The following is a 17,145-nucleotide window of genomic DNA, read 5'->3' on the forward strand; positions in this document are numbered from 1 at the left end:
AGTAAAATGATATAAGGAATTAGTCTGTTACAAGCTTATACAGCTCGGTCAGATCGGGAGCAAGGATCACCTCTATCCGCCGATTCTTTGATTTGTCGTTGGGATCAACAGGGATGTATTCACCACGACCTGTCGCCGTTAAGCGAACGGGATCGATCACACTATTCTCCTGCATGATACGCACAACACTGGTAGCACGTATAACGCTCAGGTCCCAATTGTCCTTATATGTTGAACCACTGCCGATCTTATCCGTATCGGTATGTCCTTCCACAAGAATGTTGAGATCCTTTTCATTCTCGATCGCTTTGGCAAGTTTCATGATCGCATCCTTGCCTTTCGCATCCACCGTTGCAGAACCACTTGGGAAAAGAAGCTTGTTGTCCATGCTCACATAAATGCGCCCTCCGCGTTGTTCCACTGTAAGCCCCTTGCCTTCAAAACCCGTAAGTGCAGCGCTAACCCGATCCTTCAATGCTTTCATGGCCGCATCTTTAGCTTCGATCTCTGCCTGCAATGCAGAAAGTGCAGCTTGCTTATCATTCACGCGCTTCGACAATGCATTTACGGAATCCTCCTTGTTCTGAAGGTTCAATCGCATAGCCTCAAGATCGGTCAATAATTCACGATTCTCGCTCCGATCACCGGCCAATAGTTTGTTGTATTTTTCCAAGAGTTCATTGTTCAGGCTATTGATCTTGTCATACTGCCCTGTCATTTGTCGCAATGAATTGCCGAGCACGGTGGTATCGCGATGGAGTTCCGTTAGCCGTTTGGCATCCTGTAAAGTGGTCGATCGCAATTCATCATAAGCCGCTTGAACATCACGAGACTTCGATGTAGCGCCATCCACCTCAGCCTGTAGCGCAGCAGCTTTGGACTTCTGCTCTTCATACTTGCGTGCAGGAACACAAGCTGTTAAGAACAACCCCATGATAAAAACAGAACTGAACGTAGTACGTGGTCGAAACATCATTGCTAACTTGCTTTTGTTCGCCAAAGGTGCGGCTTTGTGTGCGAATTGACCCGAGTCCGGGAAACATTCTTTTGAACAAACCGTTCTAATAGTTCACCATGAATAGCAATGGATACAACGGACTACCAAAGGATTGGGTGCTCATTCCATCACTTGACGCGGAATTGAAACTATACACCCTATTGGCCTATTTGCAGCGCGTAGAAGGGCGTTTCCACGAGAATAAGCTATTCCCATACATATGGGATCTGCGCTCACACATAGCAGACCTGGTCGATCTACGGGAAAGCAAGATCACGTTGGCAAAAATGTTGAATGGTGATTTGATCGGCTTCGATCCAAGGACAGGCTTTCCTTTGCATAACTCTTTACCGGAACCCGATCTAATGACTGTTATCGATGAGGTGGTCGATTTTGCTATACCTGGCCTGGAACGTATAAAGGCCATGGGAGAGGAGAAGCATGGGGCTTTCATTGAAAAAGTTCATTTGATCACCGTGGGCATCCAGCCATTGTATGCCACCGAAGGTTGGCTACTATTACGCACTGGCAAACTAGCAAGGGCATACAGCTACTCCATTCCCTTGGTCCAGAATACGAAGTCAAACGCAGCACACACCAACATCCGAACAAATTACGTGACCAGTTATACAATGGGCATCGGGTTCGATTATCACCACGCGAAAGCGGACCTTGCCCAGCGTTACGCGCAACTTCCGAACCCGGCCACTTTCGCGGTGGAGACGGAACTTCCATTACCCTACGTGGAGACACTATTACCACTGGCGAAGTGCTCCGTCCTCGACCATCTATTATTCGCGAAATAAGAACTTACGCGATGCGTGTCAATGCTTCGGCCGCTTCGTATCATCCATCCATACGGTAGCCAAGTCGCGGTATTCCATTCCGTTTATCGGAAGGTCCATGACCCAGGGCTGGAGAACGCGAATGGACATTTCATGATATAGCGGAACGACTACGGCATCCTTCATCAACTGTCTTTCGGCAAGTGCCAATGATAGCATTCGATCCGCCGGATCACTAGTGCGCTGTGCATGCATGTACAAGGAATCGAAACGCGCATTGACATAACGTGTCGTATTCAAGGTAGCTGGCAACGTGCTATCCAACGGCGCGTTCTTTCCATAGAATAGCGCCAAGAAATTCTCCGGATCCGGATGATCCGCTACCCATCCTTCACGCCACATGGCAGCATCGCCGCGTTCCACCCGGTCAAAATGCTGTTCCGATGGAAGCACTGAAGTGATCACGCGGGCTCCAAGGTTCTTTTCCAACATGGTCTGTACTTCACCAGCGACCTTCACGTATCCGAAACCATTATTGTTGACCTGTAGATATACACCTGGAAGTCCTTTGCCTTCAGGAAAACCAGCCTCCACCAGCAATGCACGTGCACCTTCAGGGTCGAATTCCTGCACAGGCACACTATCATAGGGGTAGGATGCGAACCCCGGTGGAACAATACCGTGCAGGGCTTGTTCGGCCAACCCTTGTAACACGCTATCCACGATCCAACGTCGATCAATTGCCATGGAGAATGCTTTGCGTACCCTCACATCACGGAACGGAGCCATGCGTTCATTGAATCCATAGAACTGCACGCTTAGCCCAGGAACACTTTGCACTTGATAACCCTTTTCGGAGGATCTGGACAAAATATCCGTACGCCCGACCGGTATCTCAAAAATAGTACTTAAGTGACCCTTTTCGAACTCCTCCAACTCCTTCTCCTTATCCTGTAAGAAGGTATATCGTATGGCATCCAGGAAAGGCAATTGGTCTCCTACACTGTCCGTGCGCCAATAAGATGGATTCCGCTCCATTATCAAGGCTTCCCCTAGACGCAAGCTCTTCATCTGAAAAGGTCCGGTTCCGATAGGATGCCATATCAGGTCGTCCCCATAATGCTCAATGATCTCCTTTGGCCATATCCAACACCCTTGGTGTGCCAGTACTTGTAAAAAGCTCTGCCAAGGACTAACGAGCGTGACACGCACCGTACGCTCATCTATCAGTTCGATCCCTTCAACTTCTTGATCAATTGATCCTTTTGCACTTGCTGCGTAATGGGCGTTGGCACCTAGCACCCGGTCCTGGAACAGCCAGAACATCTCATTCTCAGTACTGTACGTACATATCGCCTTGAGACAATATTCCACATCTCTCGCTGTTAGCGAACGCCCCTTTCCATCAGGGAATGCGGGGTCATTATGGAACACCACCCCTTCCCTTATAGTGAACGTATAAATGGTACCACTTGGATCCATGGTCCATGATTCTGCAAGACATGGGAGTATTGATAGATCACGCTGGTCGAATCTGACCAGTCCTTCATAGATCTGTGAAGCAATTCGGTGCGAAGAGGCCTGTGTCACACTCAACGGGAATAACCCGCTCAGATCCTCTGTCTCATTAGCATTGAACACCCCACCGTAGTGCTTACCACTTCGCCCCGTCCTTTCATTGGATCGTGGCGACGAATTGCATCCTAGCACAAACAACGAAATAAGTAAAGCAATAGATATCCGCATAGGGTGAACTCGTGGAACGGTAGCGCCAAAGCTATTCGGGAGGTTCTTTCCAACGAACCGGTAACCGATAACGAATCAACAATGAATTGGTGAGAAGAACCAATTCGACTCTGGGAAAAACGAAGCAAATCGCCCTTTTCAAACCTCGCAGTAGGCCATCCTCCCTGTTTGGGATACTTTTCGGGACCCAATACCGTATGTCAATAGTGCAGTATAGCCGCTTAATAGCGCGCAACCCGCCGAATGCTCGGTACCGGGGCAGAAGGTTCATTTGCCTGCTCGCGGTAGGATTGCTCGTGCTTAATAGCGCCGGAACCTTATTTGCACAATCAACTTCAACCCTTAGGCAACATTGGAGCATTATAACGAATGACACGTTACGATTGGACACGCTCAGCGTTGTACCAGGTTCATTACATGTTTACGCAAATGGACTTCCATTGGGTCCGATGTACTATGAATTGGATCCCTACAAAGCACAATTGGTATGGAAGATCAAACCTGAGGCAGATTCGATCTTTGTGCGTTATCGGGCAATGCCTTTGCTCTTCGGCGAAGTGCACCAGCACAAGGATCCCGATAGGCTAACGACCGAAAGTGGTGATAACGTGGACCCGTTCAAATATGTGCCTCCAAAACAACAGGGAGACCTTATGGGCCTTCAGAGCCTTGAACGTAGCGGGAGCATTTCCCGCGGAGTTCTTTTCGGGAATAACCAGGACCTATCCGTGAACTCAACGTTGAACCTGGAACTTAGTGGTCGGGTTACGGACCGTATAAATGTACTGGCTTCCATTACGGACAATAACATTCCCATACAGGCCGGAGGCAATACGTTGGAATTGCAGGACTTCGACCAAGTATTCATCAAACTTTTTGAGGAGACCGGACCCGATGCTGGATGGTCATTGATCGCGGGGGACTTCGTTCTACAACGCCCCAAAAGTCACTTTTTGACCTATTTGAAGAAAACTAAGGGGTTGAGCTATGACCAAAAATTCCGCATAGGAGAAAAAGTGAAGTCGAGCGCCGGAGCTAGTGTCGCGATAAGCAAAGGAAAATTCGCACGGAACATCATACAAGGCATTGAAGGAGTTCAGGGCCCGTATCGTTTACGAGGAAATGATGGCGAAACGTTCATTGTAGTACTCTCGGGCACGGAACGTATCTACTTCAACGGCGAGCCCTTAGTGCGAGGTCAAGAGAATGATTACGTGATCGATTACAATACTGCGGAAGTGACCTTTACTGCGCGACGATTGATCACCAAGGACCGTCGACTAACGATCGAGTTCCAGTATTCCGACAAGAATTATGCAAGATCCCTCGTACGGGTTGAAAGTGTTACGGAATTCGAGAAGGGCACATTGCGTGCAAACCTTTATACGGAGCAGGACCACCGGAACCAATCACTGCAACAATCGCTGAGCGATGAAGAAAAAGAAGCGCTCAGCTTGGCGGGTGATGACCCCTTGGCTGCAACAGTGACCGGCGTTGATAGTAGCGGTTTTGCCACGGACCAGATCCTCTATCAACGCAAAGATTCATTGGGCTATGACCCCGTTTACGTGTACAGTACGGATCCGGATAGCGCGTTCTATCGGATCACCTTCACGCAAGTGAACTCCGGAAATGGGGATTATGTGCAGCAAGAGTTCACGCCCAACGGGAGGGTGTTCCGCTGGGTACCACCCGATACCGTTTCGGGGAACATCATTCGCAGAGGTGACCATGCCCCTGTCCGGGTACTTATTGCGCCACGCAGTCAACAGCTTTATACATTGGGATATGATCATCGTTTCTCCAAACTCACAAAAGGATCGGTGGAACTGGCCTATAGCTCTTTGGACAAGAACACATTCAGTGACATGGATAAAGCAGATAATGGCGGCTACGGATTCATGGCCAACGGGGAACATGCCATTCGGCTCGGCAAGAAGGACTCAACACTACAATTGGTGGTGGGAATGGATGTGGAAACGATATCCAAGAACTTCCGCTACATAGAACGTTATCGAGCTGTTGAATTTGAACGCAATTGGAATGCATCCGGACTCTTGTTGGATAACGATCAGGTCATCGCTGGTTCAACTCTGGGCCTCAGAGGGAGAAAATTCGGTCAGTTCGGTTATGGATTGAATACACTCCAGGTCACTGAACGCTATAAAGGATGGAAACAGGACCTCAACAGCAATGTGCACTTAGGTCGCACTGATATTATTGGCGGGGCAAGTTGGTTGCAGACAACGCAACCGAGAGAAACCGATTTTCTTAGGCATAAAGCATTGATAAGGCATCGGTTCAATAAGTTGACGATCGGGTATAATGACGAACACGAGCGCAACTTGTTCAACACACAAGGTGTTGATTCCCTGATCGCTGGTAGCTATCGATTCTATGAATGGGAAGCATTTGTGCAAAGCCCCGATAGCGCGCGGAACAAATGGCGCTTTGCCGGTGGTCAACGCACCGACCAAGCATTGCAACTAGGGTCGCTCGTGCGCAGCTCACTAGCCACATCATACAGCGCAAGTTTGGATCTTGCACGTGATCCACGTAATCGGCTAGGCACTTCTTTCACCTACAGGAAATTGGAGATCAGTGACAGCACGCTTACCGCACAAAAACCCGAGAACACCTATTTGGCACGTATCGATTACGACGCAACACTTTTCAAAGGATTCGCCGTGCTGGACATGTTCTACGAACTGGGTTCCGGGCTAGAGCAACGGCGCGAGTACATTTATCTCGAAGTGCCTGCCGGGCAAGGTCTCTACATCTGGAATGATTACAATGAGGATGGTGTAAAGGACCTCAACGAATTCGAGCTGGCATCCTTTGGGTATGAAGCGGATCATCTGCGTGTATTCGTACCAAGCAACACGTATATCCGAACGTTCAGCAATCAATTCAGCACCTCGTTGGACCTAAGGCCAGCAGCTCGTTGGGCAGATGCCAAGGGCGCAAAGAAATTCATCGCAAAATTCTCCGACCTTGCCTCATTGCGAGTGGACCGCAAGACTGGCATTGATGATATTCTCACCGCCTTGAACCCGATCGGCACAGCCGCCGCGGACACCTCATTGCGATCTTATATTGCGAGTAACCGGAACACATTCTATTATGATCGGACAAGCAGACATTGGAGCATTGATCATACCTACCAGAATGACCGAAGCCGCTCATTGCTACTGAACGGTTTCGAATCACGCTCCAGGGAATTCAACACCATTCGGATCCGCTGGAACACCACGCGGCAATGGACCAGTGACCTCGAGGGCGAGTTGGGCCGGGTCGCGAACTCATCGGACCTGCTCACCGGGCGGAATTTCTCCATTGACCAACTAGGATTGAAGCCTCGTATTACTTGGCAGCCGGGCACGACGTTCCGCACAATTCTTTCATATAAATACACGGAAAAGAACAACCAACAGGAATTGGGAGCAGAGAGTGCAACATTGAATGACCTTGGCCTGGAAATGCGCTACAACACAGCGGGAAAAGGAAGCATTCAGGCCAATGCCAATTTGGTGGATATTACGTACAACGGTGAGACCAATACCTCGTTGGCCAATGAGATGTTGAGCGGGTTGAAACCTGGCACCAACGTTACGTGGAGCCTTAGCATTCAACGGAATTTGAGCAATAACCTACAAGTGGATATTACCTACAACGGTCGCCGATCGGAAGGGGTGCCCATCATACACGTTGGGGGCGCTCAGGTAAGAGCGTTCTTCTGAACGTCCTGATCAGTAAAATGGACTGAAGAGCCTACTTCAAATTGAAGGTGGCCTTGCTCACTTGGGCTCCGTTCTCGTAGATCTCAACAACGTATTGTCCCGTGCGCATCTCTTCGGAACCGGTCCAGAACACGCATACATCCACCGGTTTGTTCTGGTAATTCACTTCGCGTCGCGCACTGAATTCGCCCTCCACTCCGTTGAATTGGAACCTGTTGTTGCCTTCGCTTGCCGGCAGCACCTTCCCGTCCGGACTGATCACACGCATGTAGATCTCCTTATCACCAGGCCTGGTAATACTGTTCTCTCCCAAAGTAAAACAGCATTTTACCATTTCGGCCTTGCTTGCGCGTTCAGTATCCACTTGTTTACCATTGTTACGCATGAATAATGCACCTGCAGTGATCGATGTGGTGTGAAGAACACTGCCTTTGGCAACAACACCGGCCAGCTCATCCTTCTCCTGAGCCAACGCATCCCTTTGGCCTTGGGTTTCTCCGAGTTCCTGCTTCACATTGATGTTCTCTGCGGTAAGCAATTGATTGGCCTGATTAAGCGAATCGATCGTGGCCACATATCCTTTCATTATACGACGCAAGGTCTCTGCTTCCTTCTTTGCTTTCGACAAACTGTAATTACCATTCTTCACCTGGGTCAACAACTGTTCGATCTGCGCTTTTTGCGCTTCCATCTCCGTTGTTAGCTGGTTGTTGTCCGTCTTAAGTGTATCGTAAGACGCCAACATGTTCTCCAAAAGCATGCTCACATTCTCCTTTTCACTAGTTATAGCCGCCACTTGCTGCTCCCCTTGCTCAACGTCCTTGTTGCGTTGCATCAACATCCAGAGCATGACCACATTGCTCACTAGTAGCAATACCACCAACAATAACAGCCCGGTATTCGAGCGGTTCTTCTTTGGTTCCTTCAAATTTGATTGTTGTTCCATGTATCGATGTTGGGAAATAGAGTGCTAAATTACCATCCTGTATGTACGTTCATACCCAAACTTATGCGCATTATCAACAAACGTGTATTGAATGAAGTTGTTGCCAACGCCACAATATGGGGTGCTGACCTGGCCGCATTGTTCCTACCAAGACATTGCGCGGGGTGCGATACCGGCCTTAATCGCAATGAAGAATGCCTTTGTCTTGCATGCCTGGAAGACCTCCCAAGAACGCGCTACCATGAAGATCCCTCAAATCCGGTTGAACAACTTTTTTGGGGAAAGGTCCCGATCCATGCGGCTTCTGCATTTCTCCATTTCGCTCGAAGCGGTGTTACCCAACGGATGCTGCATCGATTGAAATACAAGAAGGACCACGATGTTGGGTCCATGCTGGGAGGTCTTATGGCGACAGAGCTGCGTGATAGCCCTCGTTTCGGGTCCGTGGATGCATTCATACCTGTTCCGCTTCACCCTAAAAAAGAGCGTATAAGGGGATTCAACCAGAGCAAACTTTTGGTGGAAGGCATGAATAAAGTATGGCCTAAACCCATGCTCAATGACCAGCTATTACGGGTTGTTCAGACAACTACACAGACACGCCGCGGTCGCTTGGACCGATGGACAAACGTGAAGGAGGCATTCCATATTCCGGATCCGGTTGCATTGCAAGGTTTACATGTGCTTCTGGTGGACGACGTTGTTACCACGGGAGCAACGATCGAAGGATGTGTGAAAGCGTTGGCAGTCGTTCCTCGGATCAAGGTCAGCTTGTTCACCGCAGCGTGTGCGTGACCCCCTTCAACGATCATGCGCTTTTATGTAGTGATGTTACTTTTGCCCTTCTTGCACCGCTGCACTTTTCCATCATATTTCCAATGGAGACCATAACCGTAACGAAGACGCCAGACCGTGCATTGATCTATGATGAGCTCATTCCGCAAATTCGTGCGTTGATCAACGGTGAGCGTGATAGCATTGCTGCCATGGCGAATGTGGCCGCCGCGATCCATCAGACTTTCGGGTGGTTCTGGGTCGGTTTTTACCGTGTGCAAGGTCCTGAACTTGTGCTGGGACCTTTCCAAGGTCCTGTAGCGTGCATGCGCATCGGTCTTGGGAAGGGTGTTTGCGGAACAGCCTGGAAAGAAAAACGAACGATAGTGGTACCCGATGTTGACCTCTTCCCGGGCCATATCGCTTGCAACGCACTGAGCCGATCTGAGATCGTTGTGCCCATGTTGAACAATGAAGGTGTTGTGGAAGCAGTGTTGGATATCGATAGCGTAGACCCGAACACATTCACCGAAGCGGACCGCATTGGACTTGAACAAATATGCCAAGTGCTACAGCAAGCTATCCATGCAGCATAAGTGGCTCTGTGTGTTCCTATTGCCATTCCTCTTGGTCGCATGTGCGCAAGTAGGTATCATTACCGGCGGAGATAAGGATGAAGACCCTCCGGAATTGATGGTGGCAACGCCTGCAACTGGTACAACCAACTTCATTGGCAATACGATCGTTCTTGAGTTCAACGAACGCATACAATTGGATCGCGTGCGTGAGCGGCTGTTGATCTCCCCACCTTTGGACATTGCTCCTGACGTGAAGATATCCGGTGCGAAACGGATCACGATCCAATTGAATGCTCCATTGAAACTGAACACCACTTATTCGTTTCTGATCGGCGATGCCGTAAAGGACCTCACAGAGGGCAACACAGCGAAAGGACTGGCCTATGTGATCTCGACCGGTGAACATTTGGACAGTCTGGAACTGACAGGGCGCGTTACGAATGCCTACTCCGGAAAACCTGAAACGAATGTGTTTGTGATGGTATATGATAAAGCTGATACCGCCGCCATCCGAACCAGTAGACCTGCCTACGCCACCCGAACGCTGGAGGATGGGTCATACCACCTGAACTACTTAAGGACCGGTGAGTACCTGCTCTACGCATTGCATGATCAGAATGCGAATTACCGCTTCGACCTCCCAAATGAAGAAATTGCATTCTTGGACGGATCTGTAATACCCACATACAGGAGTACGATCGACACCATTATACCAAGCCATGATCTGCATCTATTCCGAGAGAACAGTTCCATTCAACAAGTGCGCGAGTCAACGGTAATACCAGATGGAGCTTTACGTATTGTCTTTGCAAGGCCTGCCGAACAAGCATCGCTGCGCGATCTGACCCGGACCGGTAGTAATCTTCAATGGTCCAGCGAATGGAACGGAACGCGTGATACCGTTCTCTTCTGGCCCAGTGATACCACCGGCCTTGGCCTAGGTAATTATGAATTAAGAACTGATGTGATCCTGGACACGCTATCCTACCGCACTACGAAAAAACTACCCTTCTTCACGGATCTGCGGTCCGTTTCCAGTGAGACTGCTGATAGTGCAGTGATCACGATCAGTGCAGCACGACCATTAACCAAGATCGATCAGGAACGGATAAGTGTGATACAGGATAGTATTCCGATCGGGTTCGTATTGACAAAGAACAGTACCGAACAACGTAAGTTCATGATCAAAGTACGATCGGAAAAAGGAGCCATGGCAAATGTTACCCTGTTGCCAAAAGCCGTAACGGACATCTATGGCGGACATAACGACACCTTAGTTGCCGGACTTGGTCGTGCAGCGGGAAAAAGCACCGGATCGATCGAATTAAAGGTGTCACTTGGATCTCCATTGCCGTACATGATGATCGTTCAATTATTCTCAGGTCAGGATAAGCTTGTTCGTGAAACGACCAGTGACCTTTCTCAGCCTATAAAGTGGGAACGACTAGCTCCCGGAGCTCACTCTCTGCGATTGATCGAGGACAGGAACGCCAATGGACGATGGGACACTGGCGATCTTGACCAACTGAAGCAACCGGAACAAATTCTGTATTACCCGGACCCGATCAATGTGCGAGCAGCTTGGGACATTGGGTTGGATTGGTCGACCCCATGAATTCATCGAACATTTCGAGCTGTACAGCGACCGGAACTTTTGGTTCATAGATTCCGTACAACGGCCATTACCGCTCAATACGGCGGTAATGGCCAACGATGTTCAAGACCATTATATTTTTGCATGCGATCAGCCGCAAATGCACGCTGGTCGCAACTTTGCTGTTCGTCCTAGGCGGTACCGCATTCGGACAATCAACGAATTTGCCAACGCGCGGAAAGACCTTCTGGGCCGGCTTTATGCGCAATGCTAACTCAGGCGCAGCCAATCTTCGCGTGCATATTCTTAGCACAACGGCAACATCCGGAACAGTATCCATGCCATTAACGGGGTGGAGCGCACCCTTCACAGTAGCTGCCAACGGAGCTGCTATCGTAAACGTTTCCTTGACCGCGGAGAATATCGGATCAGGGTCGATCGTACCGAAAGGAGTCTTGATCACCAGCGCAGATAGCGTCAACGTTTTTATTAGTAGTTATCAGAATCAAACGCATGACCTGACGCAGGTCCTCCCCGAGACCTCCTTAGGTAGCGCGTACCGGGTTGATGCCTACAAAGGCTTTCCGAACCTGGGCAACCTCTATAAAAGCGAATTATTGATCGTAGGAACTGAGGATGGTACACAAGTCGATATCGTTCCTGCTGTTAACCTATTGGCTGGAGGCGCTGTTGGTGTTCCCTTCAGCATCACGCTGAATGCTGGCCAAACCTATCAATTGCAGGCCGCAACCGATGGTCTTGATCTAACAGGTACAACTATTAGAGCTGCTGTGAATAGCACGTGTAAACCGTTCGCGGTCTTCGGTGGTTCACAATGTGCTTTGGTACCGGCAACATGTCAAGCTTGCGATATGGTCTTTGAACAGATGAGACCTATTGCCACGTGGGGTACGCGCTATTTCACAGTACCGGTGAATGGTGTGTCACAATTCACGTACAGGATCATGGCCGATCAGAATGCAACTTCAGTTACCGTTGCAGGTGGCGCACCGATCATCCTGAATGCCGGGCAAGTGCATGAGGTGAACGGCACTGCGGTTCCAGTCTGTATTCAAGCGAATAAGCCCATAAGCGTTGCGCAATTATTACAGGGCAACCAATGTGCAGGAACCGGAGACCCTTCGTTGATCCTTATGGAACCAGCCGATAGGCTATCCAAAAGTGCATCATTCCAAACACTTACATCCGGCACATTGAATCAACACAGCATTAGTGTTGTGATGCCCGCTTCCGGTCTTGGTCAATTGACCATGAACGGAACAACGGTCAGCTCAGCGTTGTTCACTCCGTATCCCAATTGTACCGATCGGGTCTACGCCAAGATCCCTGTATCAGCAGGTGTTCATCGCTTGGCTTCAACCATCGGGTTCCAATTATACATGTTCGGCCTCGGAAATGGTGAAAGTTATGGTGGGTCCGTTAGGAATATCGCAGCGGTACCGCTTCAAACAGATTCACTGATCTGCGGAACCGGCCCCGTAACGCTCAATTCTCCGGAAGCTCTGACCAATGCTCAATGGACCACTGCCTCAGCGCCATCCACAGTATTGGCCAACGGAAACGCTTATTCGCTCACACCAACGGCCTCTGACTCATACACGGTTACCGGCGGGTCCCCGATCACGGGTTGCCCACGAAGTTTCACCTACCACATTGGCGTACCCGTTACCGTGCTCCCAAATGCTACAGCAAATGGTGCAAATTCAACCTCGATCTGCCAATTTGCACCTGTTCAATTAGGCGTATCTCCTGCTCCCGATCCAGCTTGGTTCGATATTACCTGGTCGCCAGCCTCTTCACTTAGCGACCCCACCATTGGTGCACCGATCGCGACGCCATATAGCACCACTTGGTATACGGTTGATATTGTCAGCCCCGTAGGTTGTGGGTCAGCCAGGGACAGTGTACTCGTAACTGTTCAACCTGCTCAATTACGTGACCTTGACACATTCGTGAACGATCCATCGATCTGTGTCGGCGAAACCGTTCAGCTTTCCAGTAGTGCTTTGAGAACCATCGCAACTGATCGCTTCAACACGACACCGGCTCCCTTATGGAACGCTATACAAGGTGGATCCATAGCAATGGAATGTGGAGGTCTTACCGGTACGGCACTTTACTTTAACGGAGCAGGGCAGCGCTATGCAAAAACAAACGGGTTCAATACTTCCAGTGGCGGTCGCGTAGAATTCCATTTGAAAATAGGAAGCGGTATGGCCCCTTGCGAAGATGCTGATCCCGGAGAGGATGTCATTTTCCAATATTCCACCAATAACGGATTAAGCTGGAACACACCTCCGAACGGCACAATGCACCAGGACCTCTATCCTACGTTCCTACCGGTTTCCATTGATCTGCCATTGAACGCTCAAGGCCCGAACGTTATGTTCAAGATCAGCCAGCCAGTGCACAGTGGTGCGGGACAGGACAACTGGTCCATTGATGATCTCATCATATCCCGTGTGGACAACTCTTGGCTCAATTATGCTTGGACCCCGGCCAATTCCTCGCCAACCTCATCCAGTACCTCCGCAAGTCCATCAACATCAGGTTGGTATTATCTACAGGTCACGGACCCGACCGGAGGATGTGTTTATCGCGATTCCATTCATGTGAATGTTTCACCTGCAATGAGCATGACGGTAACACCGAATTCGACCTTATGCACACCAGCACCCGTTCAGTTGAACGCAAATGCTGGAGCAGGTGCCCAATATTCATGGAGTACCACGAACGGAACGCTGAGCGCAACCAATGTTGCCAATCCGAGTGCAAATGCTAATGCGACCGCAACGTACAACGTACAGGCAACTAACGCGATCGGATGTACTGTCAACGGTGCAGTTACCATAACCGTTGCACCGGCATTGAACCTTGTACTTTCCACAGCAAATGATCCACTTTGCCAAGGACAGAGCACGCAGCTCACCGCAGTTGGCTCCGGTGCACCAGGCCTTACTTATAATTGGACAGGGGCAGGACTCAACAACCCGAATATTGCAAACCCGATCGCATCGCCTACTCAGACAACCACCTATACCTGCACCATAACACACACGGCAACTGGTTGCACGCGTAGCAGTGCGATCACCATTACCGTGAACACCGGTTATACGATCAACGCTGGTCCGGACCACACCGTGTGCTCTACTCTAGGTCAACAGCTCAACGTAATTCATAACGTGCCGAATGCAACTTATGCATGGACACCCGCCTCATCTTTCTTCTCTGCTAACGTCCAATCTCCTATCATTCAAACGGACGGCACCCAAACATTTACCATTGTGGTCACCGATCAAAACGGTTGCACGGTATCTGACAACATTATACTTACGCGTGCATTCGCAAACCTACCAGCAACCCAGAACGTAAGCGGTTGCAGCAACCTTACCAATACGCTGACAGCACCGGCCGCAGGGGTGAATTACGCTTGGACAACACCAACCGGCCCCGGACCAACGGGACCCGGCTTCCAAAGCATCAATGCGACCGAAAGCGGAGCACACGCTGTAACCATTACTGACGCGCAGGGCTGTACCGGTACCACAACATTCAACGTGAATCTGTTCACGGTGCCTGTGGTGAACCTAGGTCCGGACGTCTCACTTTGCGGATCACAAGGTCATGTTCTGAACGCAGGAAATGCCGGTAGTACTTTCTTCTGGAGTAATAACGCCACATCGCAATCCATCAACATTACTAATTCGGGTGTGTATTCCGTTTCGGTAACGAACAGCAATGGCTGTATTGCATCGGATAACGTCAATGTGCAATTCAATGCAAACCCGGTAGATGTTCTAACGAATGTGAACACTTGTATTTCCACCCCACCAACACTGAACGCAGGAAACCCCGGTGCAACTTACCTCTGGAGCAACAACGCCACCACCCAGAGCATTACACCCACCACAAGCGGAACATACACCGTACAGGTAACAACTCCGCAACAATGCACAGCGATGTTCGACGCCGTGGTAACGCTTGCTCCAACACTGACCGTGAACCTAGGCAGTGACACTACGATCTGCCAAGGCGCAAGTGTTCTGCTCGATGCAGGAACGCCGAGTGCTACGCATCTATGGAACACCGCTGCTACTTCCCAAACATTGAACGTTTCAACCAGTGGAACATACAATGTCACTATCAGTAACGGCGGTTGCTCAGCTACGGATGCCATTACGATCAACGTAGCTCCAATGCCTATCGATGTTCTGCAGGATGTCACCGCATGCATCACCACGCCACCAACATTGAACGCCGGCAATTCAGGTTATTCATTCCTTTGGAATACCAATGCCCAATCACAATCGATCTCGCCTATCATAAGCGGAACGTATAGCGTACTGATCACATCCCCTCAGTTATGCAGTGCTACTTACGATGCGATCGTTACGCTTACACCGGAGCTTAATGTTGCGTTAGGTAACGACACGACGATCTGCCAAGGTTCATCGCTCATTCTTGACGCAGGTAGCCCAGGCGATTCACATACGTGGAATACCTCGGAAACAACACAGACACTGACCGTTACGAACAGCGGAACGTATAGTGTGGTTGTTAGCAATGGCGGATGTACAGCGAGTGATGCAATACAACTAACCGTTGCCCCGATGCCTGTGGATGCGCTATCCGATGTCGTTATCTGCGAAGATCAGGATCTGACATTGGATGCAGCGAACAACGGTAGTACTTACCAATGGGCCAGTGGGCAATCAACACAGATAATTACACCGATGATCAGTGGCCTCTATTCCGTAACAGTTACAACGGCTAACAATTGCACCAGCACATTCGATTCGCAAGTGACCATCTCTCCATTGATCAACATTGAGCTAGGTAACGATACGGTTCTCTGTCAAGGAACTACTATGATCCTGAACGCAACTTCTCCGGCAGCGACATATGTATGGAGTACCGGTGCAAACTCACCTACGCTCTCCGTTACCCAACCAGGCAACTATTCCGTTACCGTACAGAATGCGGGGTGCCAAGCAACTGATAACATCACTGTGGATTATGTGGATGCGCCAACGGACCAGCTAACGGATGTAACTGTGTGCATCGAAGAGAGCGTGATCCTGGATGCAGGAAATCCTGGAAGTATATTCCTCTGGAGCACGGGCAGTACGGATCAGACCATTAGTCCAAATTCAAATGGAACCTACTCGGTGATCGTGACCAACCCGAACGGTTGTGTGCGCACATTCAATGCTGAGGTTGTTCTGGTGCCGATGCCGAACATTGAACTGGGCAACGATACGATCCTTTGCGATGGCGAGCTCATAGTCCTGGATGCGAAGAATCTGGGATCCACGTACCAATGGAACACTGGGGAAACGACCCGGACATTGGAAGTTAGAACCTCCGGCACTTACTCCGTGACCGTTAACAATGGCTATTGCGTACAAAGCGACTCCATCGACATAGGCTTCAATCCCTCGCCTGTGAACATAGCCGCTCACCAATTCATCACTTGCTTGGATGAAAAACCCGGTTACGTCATCATCGATGCGGGTAATGCAGGGGCCCAATTCAACTGGAGCACAGGTGAGGCAACTCAGGTGATCCATGCTGACACGTATGGAACGTATCTCATTGAAGTGACCAACAGGTACGATTGCTCCATGCGTGACTCCATTGAGGTGGCCGAGTATTGCCCTTCCACGCTGTATATGCCGAATACGTTCACTCCGAATGGAGACGGCCTGAATGATATTTTCATTCCGGTCGGTAAGAATATCTCATCGGTGCACTTGATGATCTTCGATCGATGGGGAGGTATACTTTTCGAAAGCAATGATCCGAATGTTGGCTGGGATGGCACCTACCAAGGTCAACTCGTCAAGAACGACATCTACGCATGGAAACTTGAATACCGATTCATTGACAAGAACGGTGTTGAAAGTCTACTTCAGAAAGAGATCGGACACGTGCAGGTACTTCGATGAACCAGTAGAGTTCTCC

Annotated in this window: 9 protein-coding genes; 6 read left to right on the forward strand and 3 right to left on the reverse strand. The window is 49.7% G+C overall.

Going from position 1 to position 17,145, the window contains the following annotated elements; translation table 11 throughout:
• Positions 1 to 19: 19 nt before the first annotated feature.
• Entirely contained in the window at positions 20 to 976 is a 957-nt protein-coding gene (locus IPF95_02885; GenBank protein MBK6473639.1) for an OmpA family protein, read from the reverse strand.
• 98 nt (positions 977 to 1,074) lie between these two features.
• On the opposite strand from IPF95_02885, the gene IPF95_02890 reads away from it, so the two are divergent.
• Entirely contained in the window at positions 1,075 to 1,803 is a 729-nt protein-coding gene (locus IPF95_02890; protein ID MBK6473640.1) for a hypothetical protein, read from the forward strand.
• An 18-nt stretch (positions 1,804 to 1,821) separates the two neighbouring features.
• On the opposite strand, the gene IPF95_02895 is transcribed toward IPF95_02890, so the two are convergent.
• On the reverse strand, positions 1,822 to 3,528 hold the full coding sequence (locus tag IPF95_02895; GenBank protein ID MBK6473641.1) for an ABC transporter substrate-binding protein: 1,707 nt from the start codon (positions 3,526 to 3,528) through the stop codon (positions 1,822 to 1,824).
• Between the two features lie 296 nt (positions 3,529 to 3,824).
• Between IPF95_02895 and IPF95_02900 the strand changes: the two genes are divergently transcribed.
• Positions 3,825 to 7,268, forward strand: a complete 3,444-nt coding sequence (locus IPF95_02900; protein ID MBK6473642.1) for a hypothetical protein — start codon at positions 3,825 to 3,827, stop codon at positions 7,266 to 7,268.
• A 31-nt stretch (positions 7,269 to 7,299) separates the two neighbouring features.
• On the opposite strand, the gene IPF95_02905 is transcribed toward IPF95_02900, so the two are convergent.
• The gene (locus IPF95_02905; protein ID MBK6473643.1) at positions 7,300 to 8,214 is read right to left on the reverse strand and encodes a hypothetical protein; all 915 of its coding nucleotides are present in this window, start codon (positions 8,212 to 8,214) and stop codon (positions 7,300 to 7,302) included.
• Positions 8,215 to 8,277: 63 nt separating this feature from the next.
• Between IPF95_02905 and IPF95_02910 the strand changes: the two genes are divergently transcribed.
• From IPF95_02910 to IPF95_02925, 4 genes are all read left to right on the forward strand, one after another.
• A complete protein-coding gene (locus IPF95_02910; protein ID MBK6473644.1) occupies positions 8,278 to 9,009 on the forward strand; it encodes a ComF family protein in 732 nt (243 codons plus the stop codon).
• Positions 9,010 to 9,092: 83 nt separating this feature from the next.
• Positions 9,093 to 9,584, forward strand: a complete 492-nt coding sequence (locus tag IPF95_02915; GenBank protein ID MBK6473645.1) for a GAF domain-containing protein — start codon at positions 9,093 to 9,095, stop codon at positions 9,582 to 9,584.
• Positions 9,574 to 11,181, forward strand: a complete 1,608-nt coding sequence (locus tag IPF95_02920; GenBank protein ID MBK6473646.1) for an Ig-like domain-containing protein — start codon at positions 9,574 to 9,576, stop codon at positions 11,179 to 11,181. Before IPF95_02915 ends, IPF95_02920 begins: the two co-directional genes overlap by 11 nt.
• A 98-nt stretch (positions 11,182 to 11,279) precedes the next feature.
• A complete protein-coding gene (locus tag IPF95_02925; GenBank protein ID MBK6473647.1) occupies positions 11,280 to 17,129 on the forward strand; it encodes a gliding motility-associated C-terminal domain-containing protein in 5,850 nt (1,949 codons plus the stop codon).
• Positions 17,130 to 17,145 lie beyond the last annotated feature (16 nt).

This window comes from Flavobacteriales bacterium (assembly GCA_016704485.1).
GTDB lineage: Bacteria > Bacteroidota > Bacteroidia > Flavobacteriales_F > PHOS-HE28 > PHOS-HE28.

Excerpts from the sequence above, each read along its gene's own strand:
- IPF95_02885 (MBK6473639.1), bottom strand. The coding sequence starts at position 976 with ATGATGTTTCGACCACGTACTACGTTCAGTTCTGTTTTTATCATGGGG.
- IPF95_02890 (MBK6473640.1), top strand. The coding sequence starts at position 1,075 with ATGAATAGCAATGGATACAACGGACTACCAAAGGATTGGGTGCTCATT.
- IPF95_02895 (MBK6473641.1), bottom strand. The coding sequence starts at position 3,528 with ATGCGGATATCTATTGCTTTACTTATTTCGTTGTTTGTGCTAGGATGC.
- IPF95_02905 (MBK6473643.1), bottom strand. The coding sequence starts at position 8,214 with ATGGAACAACAATCAAATTTGAAGGAACCAAAGAAGAACCGCTCGAAT.
- IPF95_02910 (MBK6473644.1), top strand. The coding sequence starts at position 8,278 with ATGCGCATTATCAACAAACGTGTATTGAATGAAGTTGTTGCCAACGCC.
- IPF95_02915 (MBK6473645.1), top strand. The coding sequence starts at position 9,093 with ATGGAGACCATAACCGTAACGAAGACGCCAGACCGTGCATTGATCTAT.
- IPF95_02920 (MBK6473646.1), top strand. The coding sequence starts at position 9,574 with ATGCAGCATAAGTGGCTCTGTGTGTTCCTATTGCCATTCCTCTTGGTC.
- IPF95_02925 (MBK6473647.1), top strand. The coding sequence starts at position 11,280 with ATGTTCAAGACCATTATATTTTTGCATGCGATCAGCCGCAAATGCACG.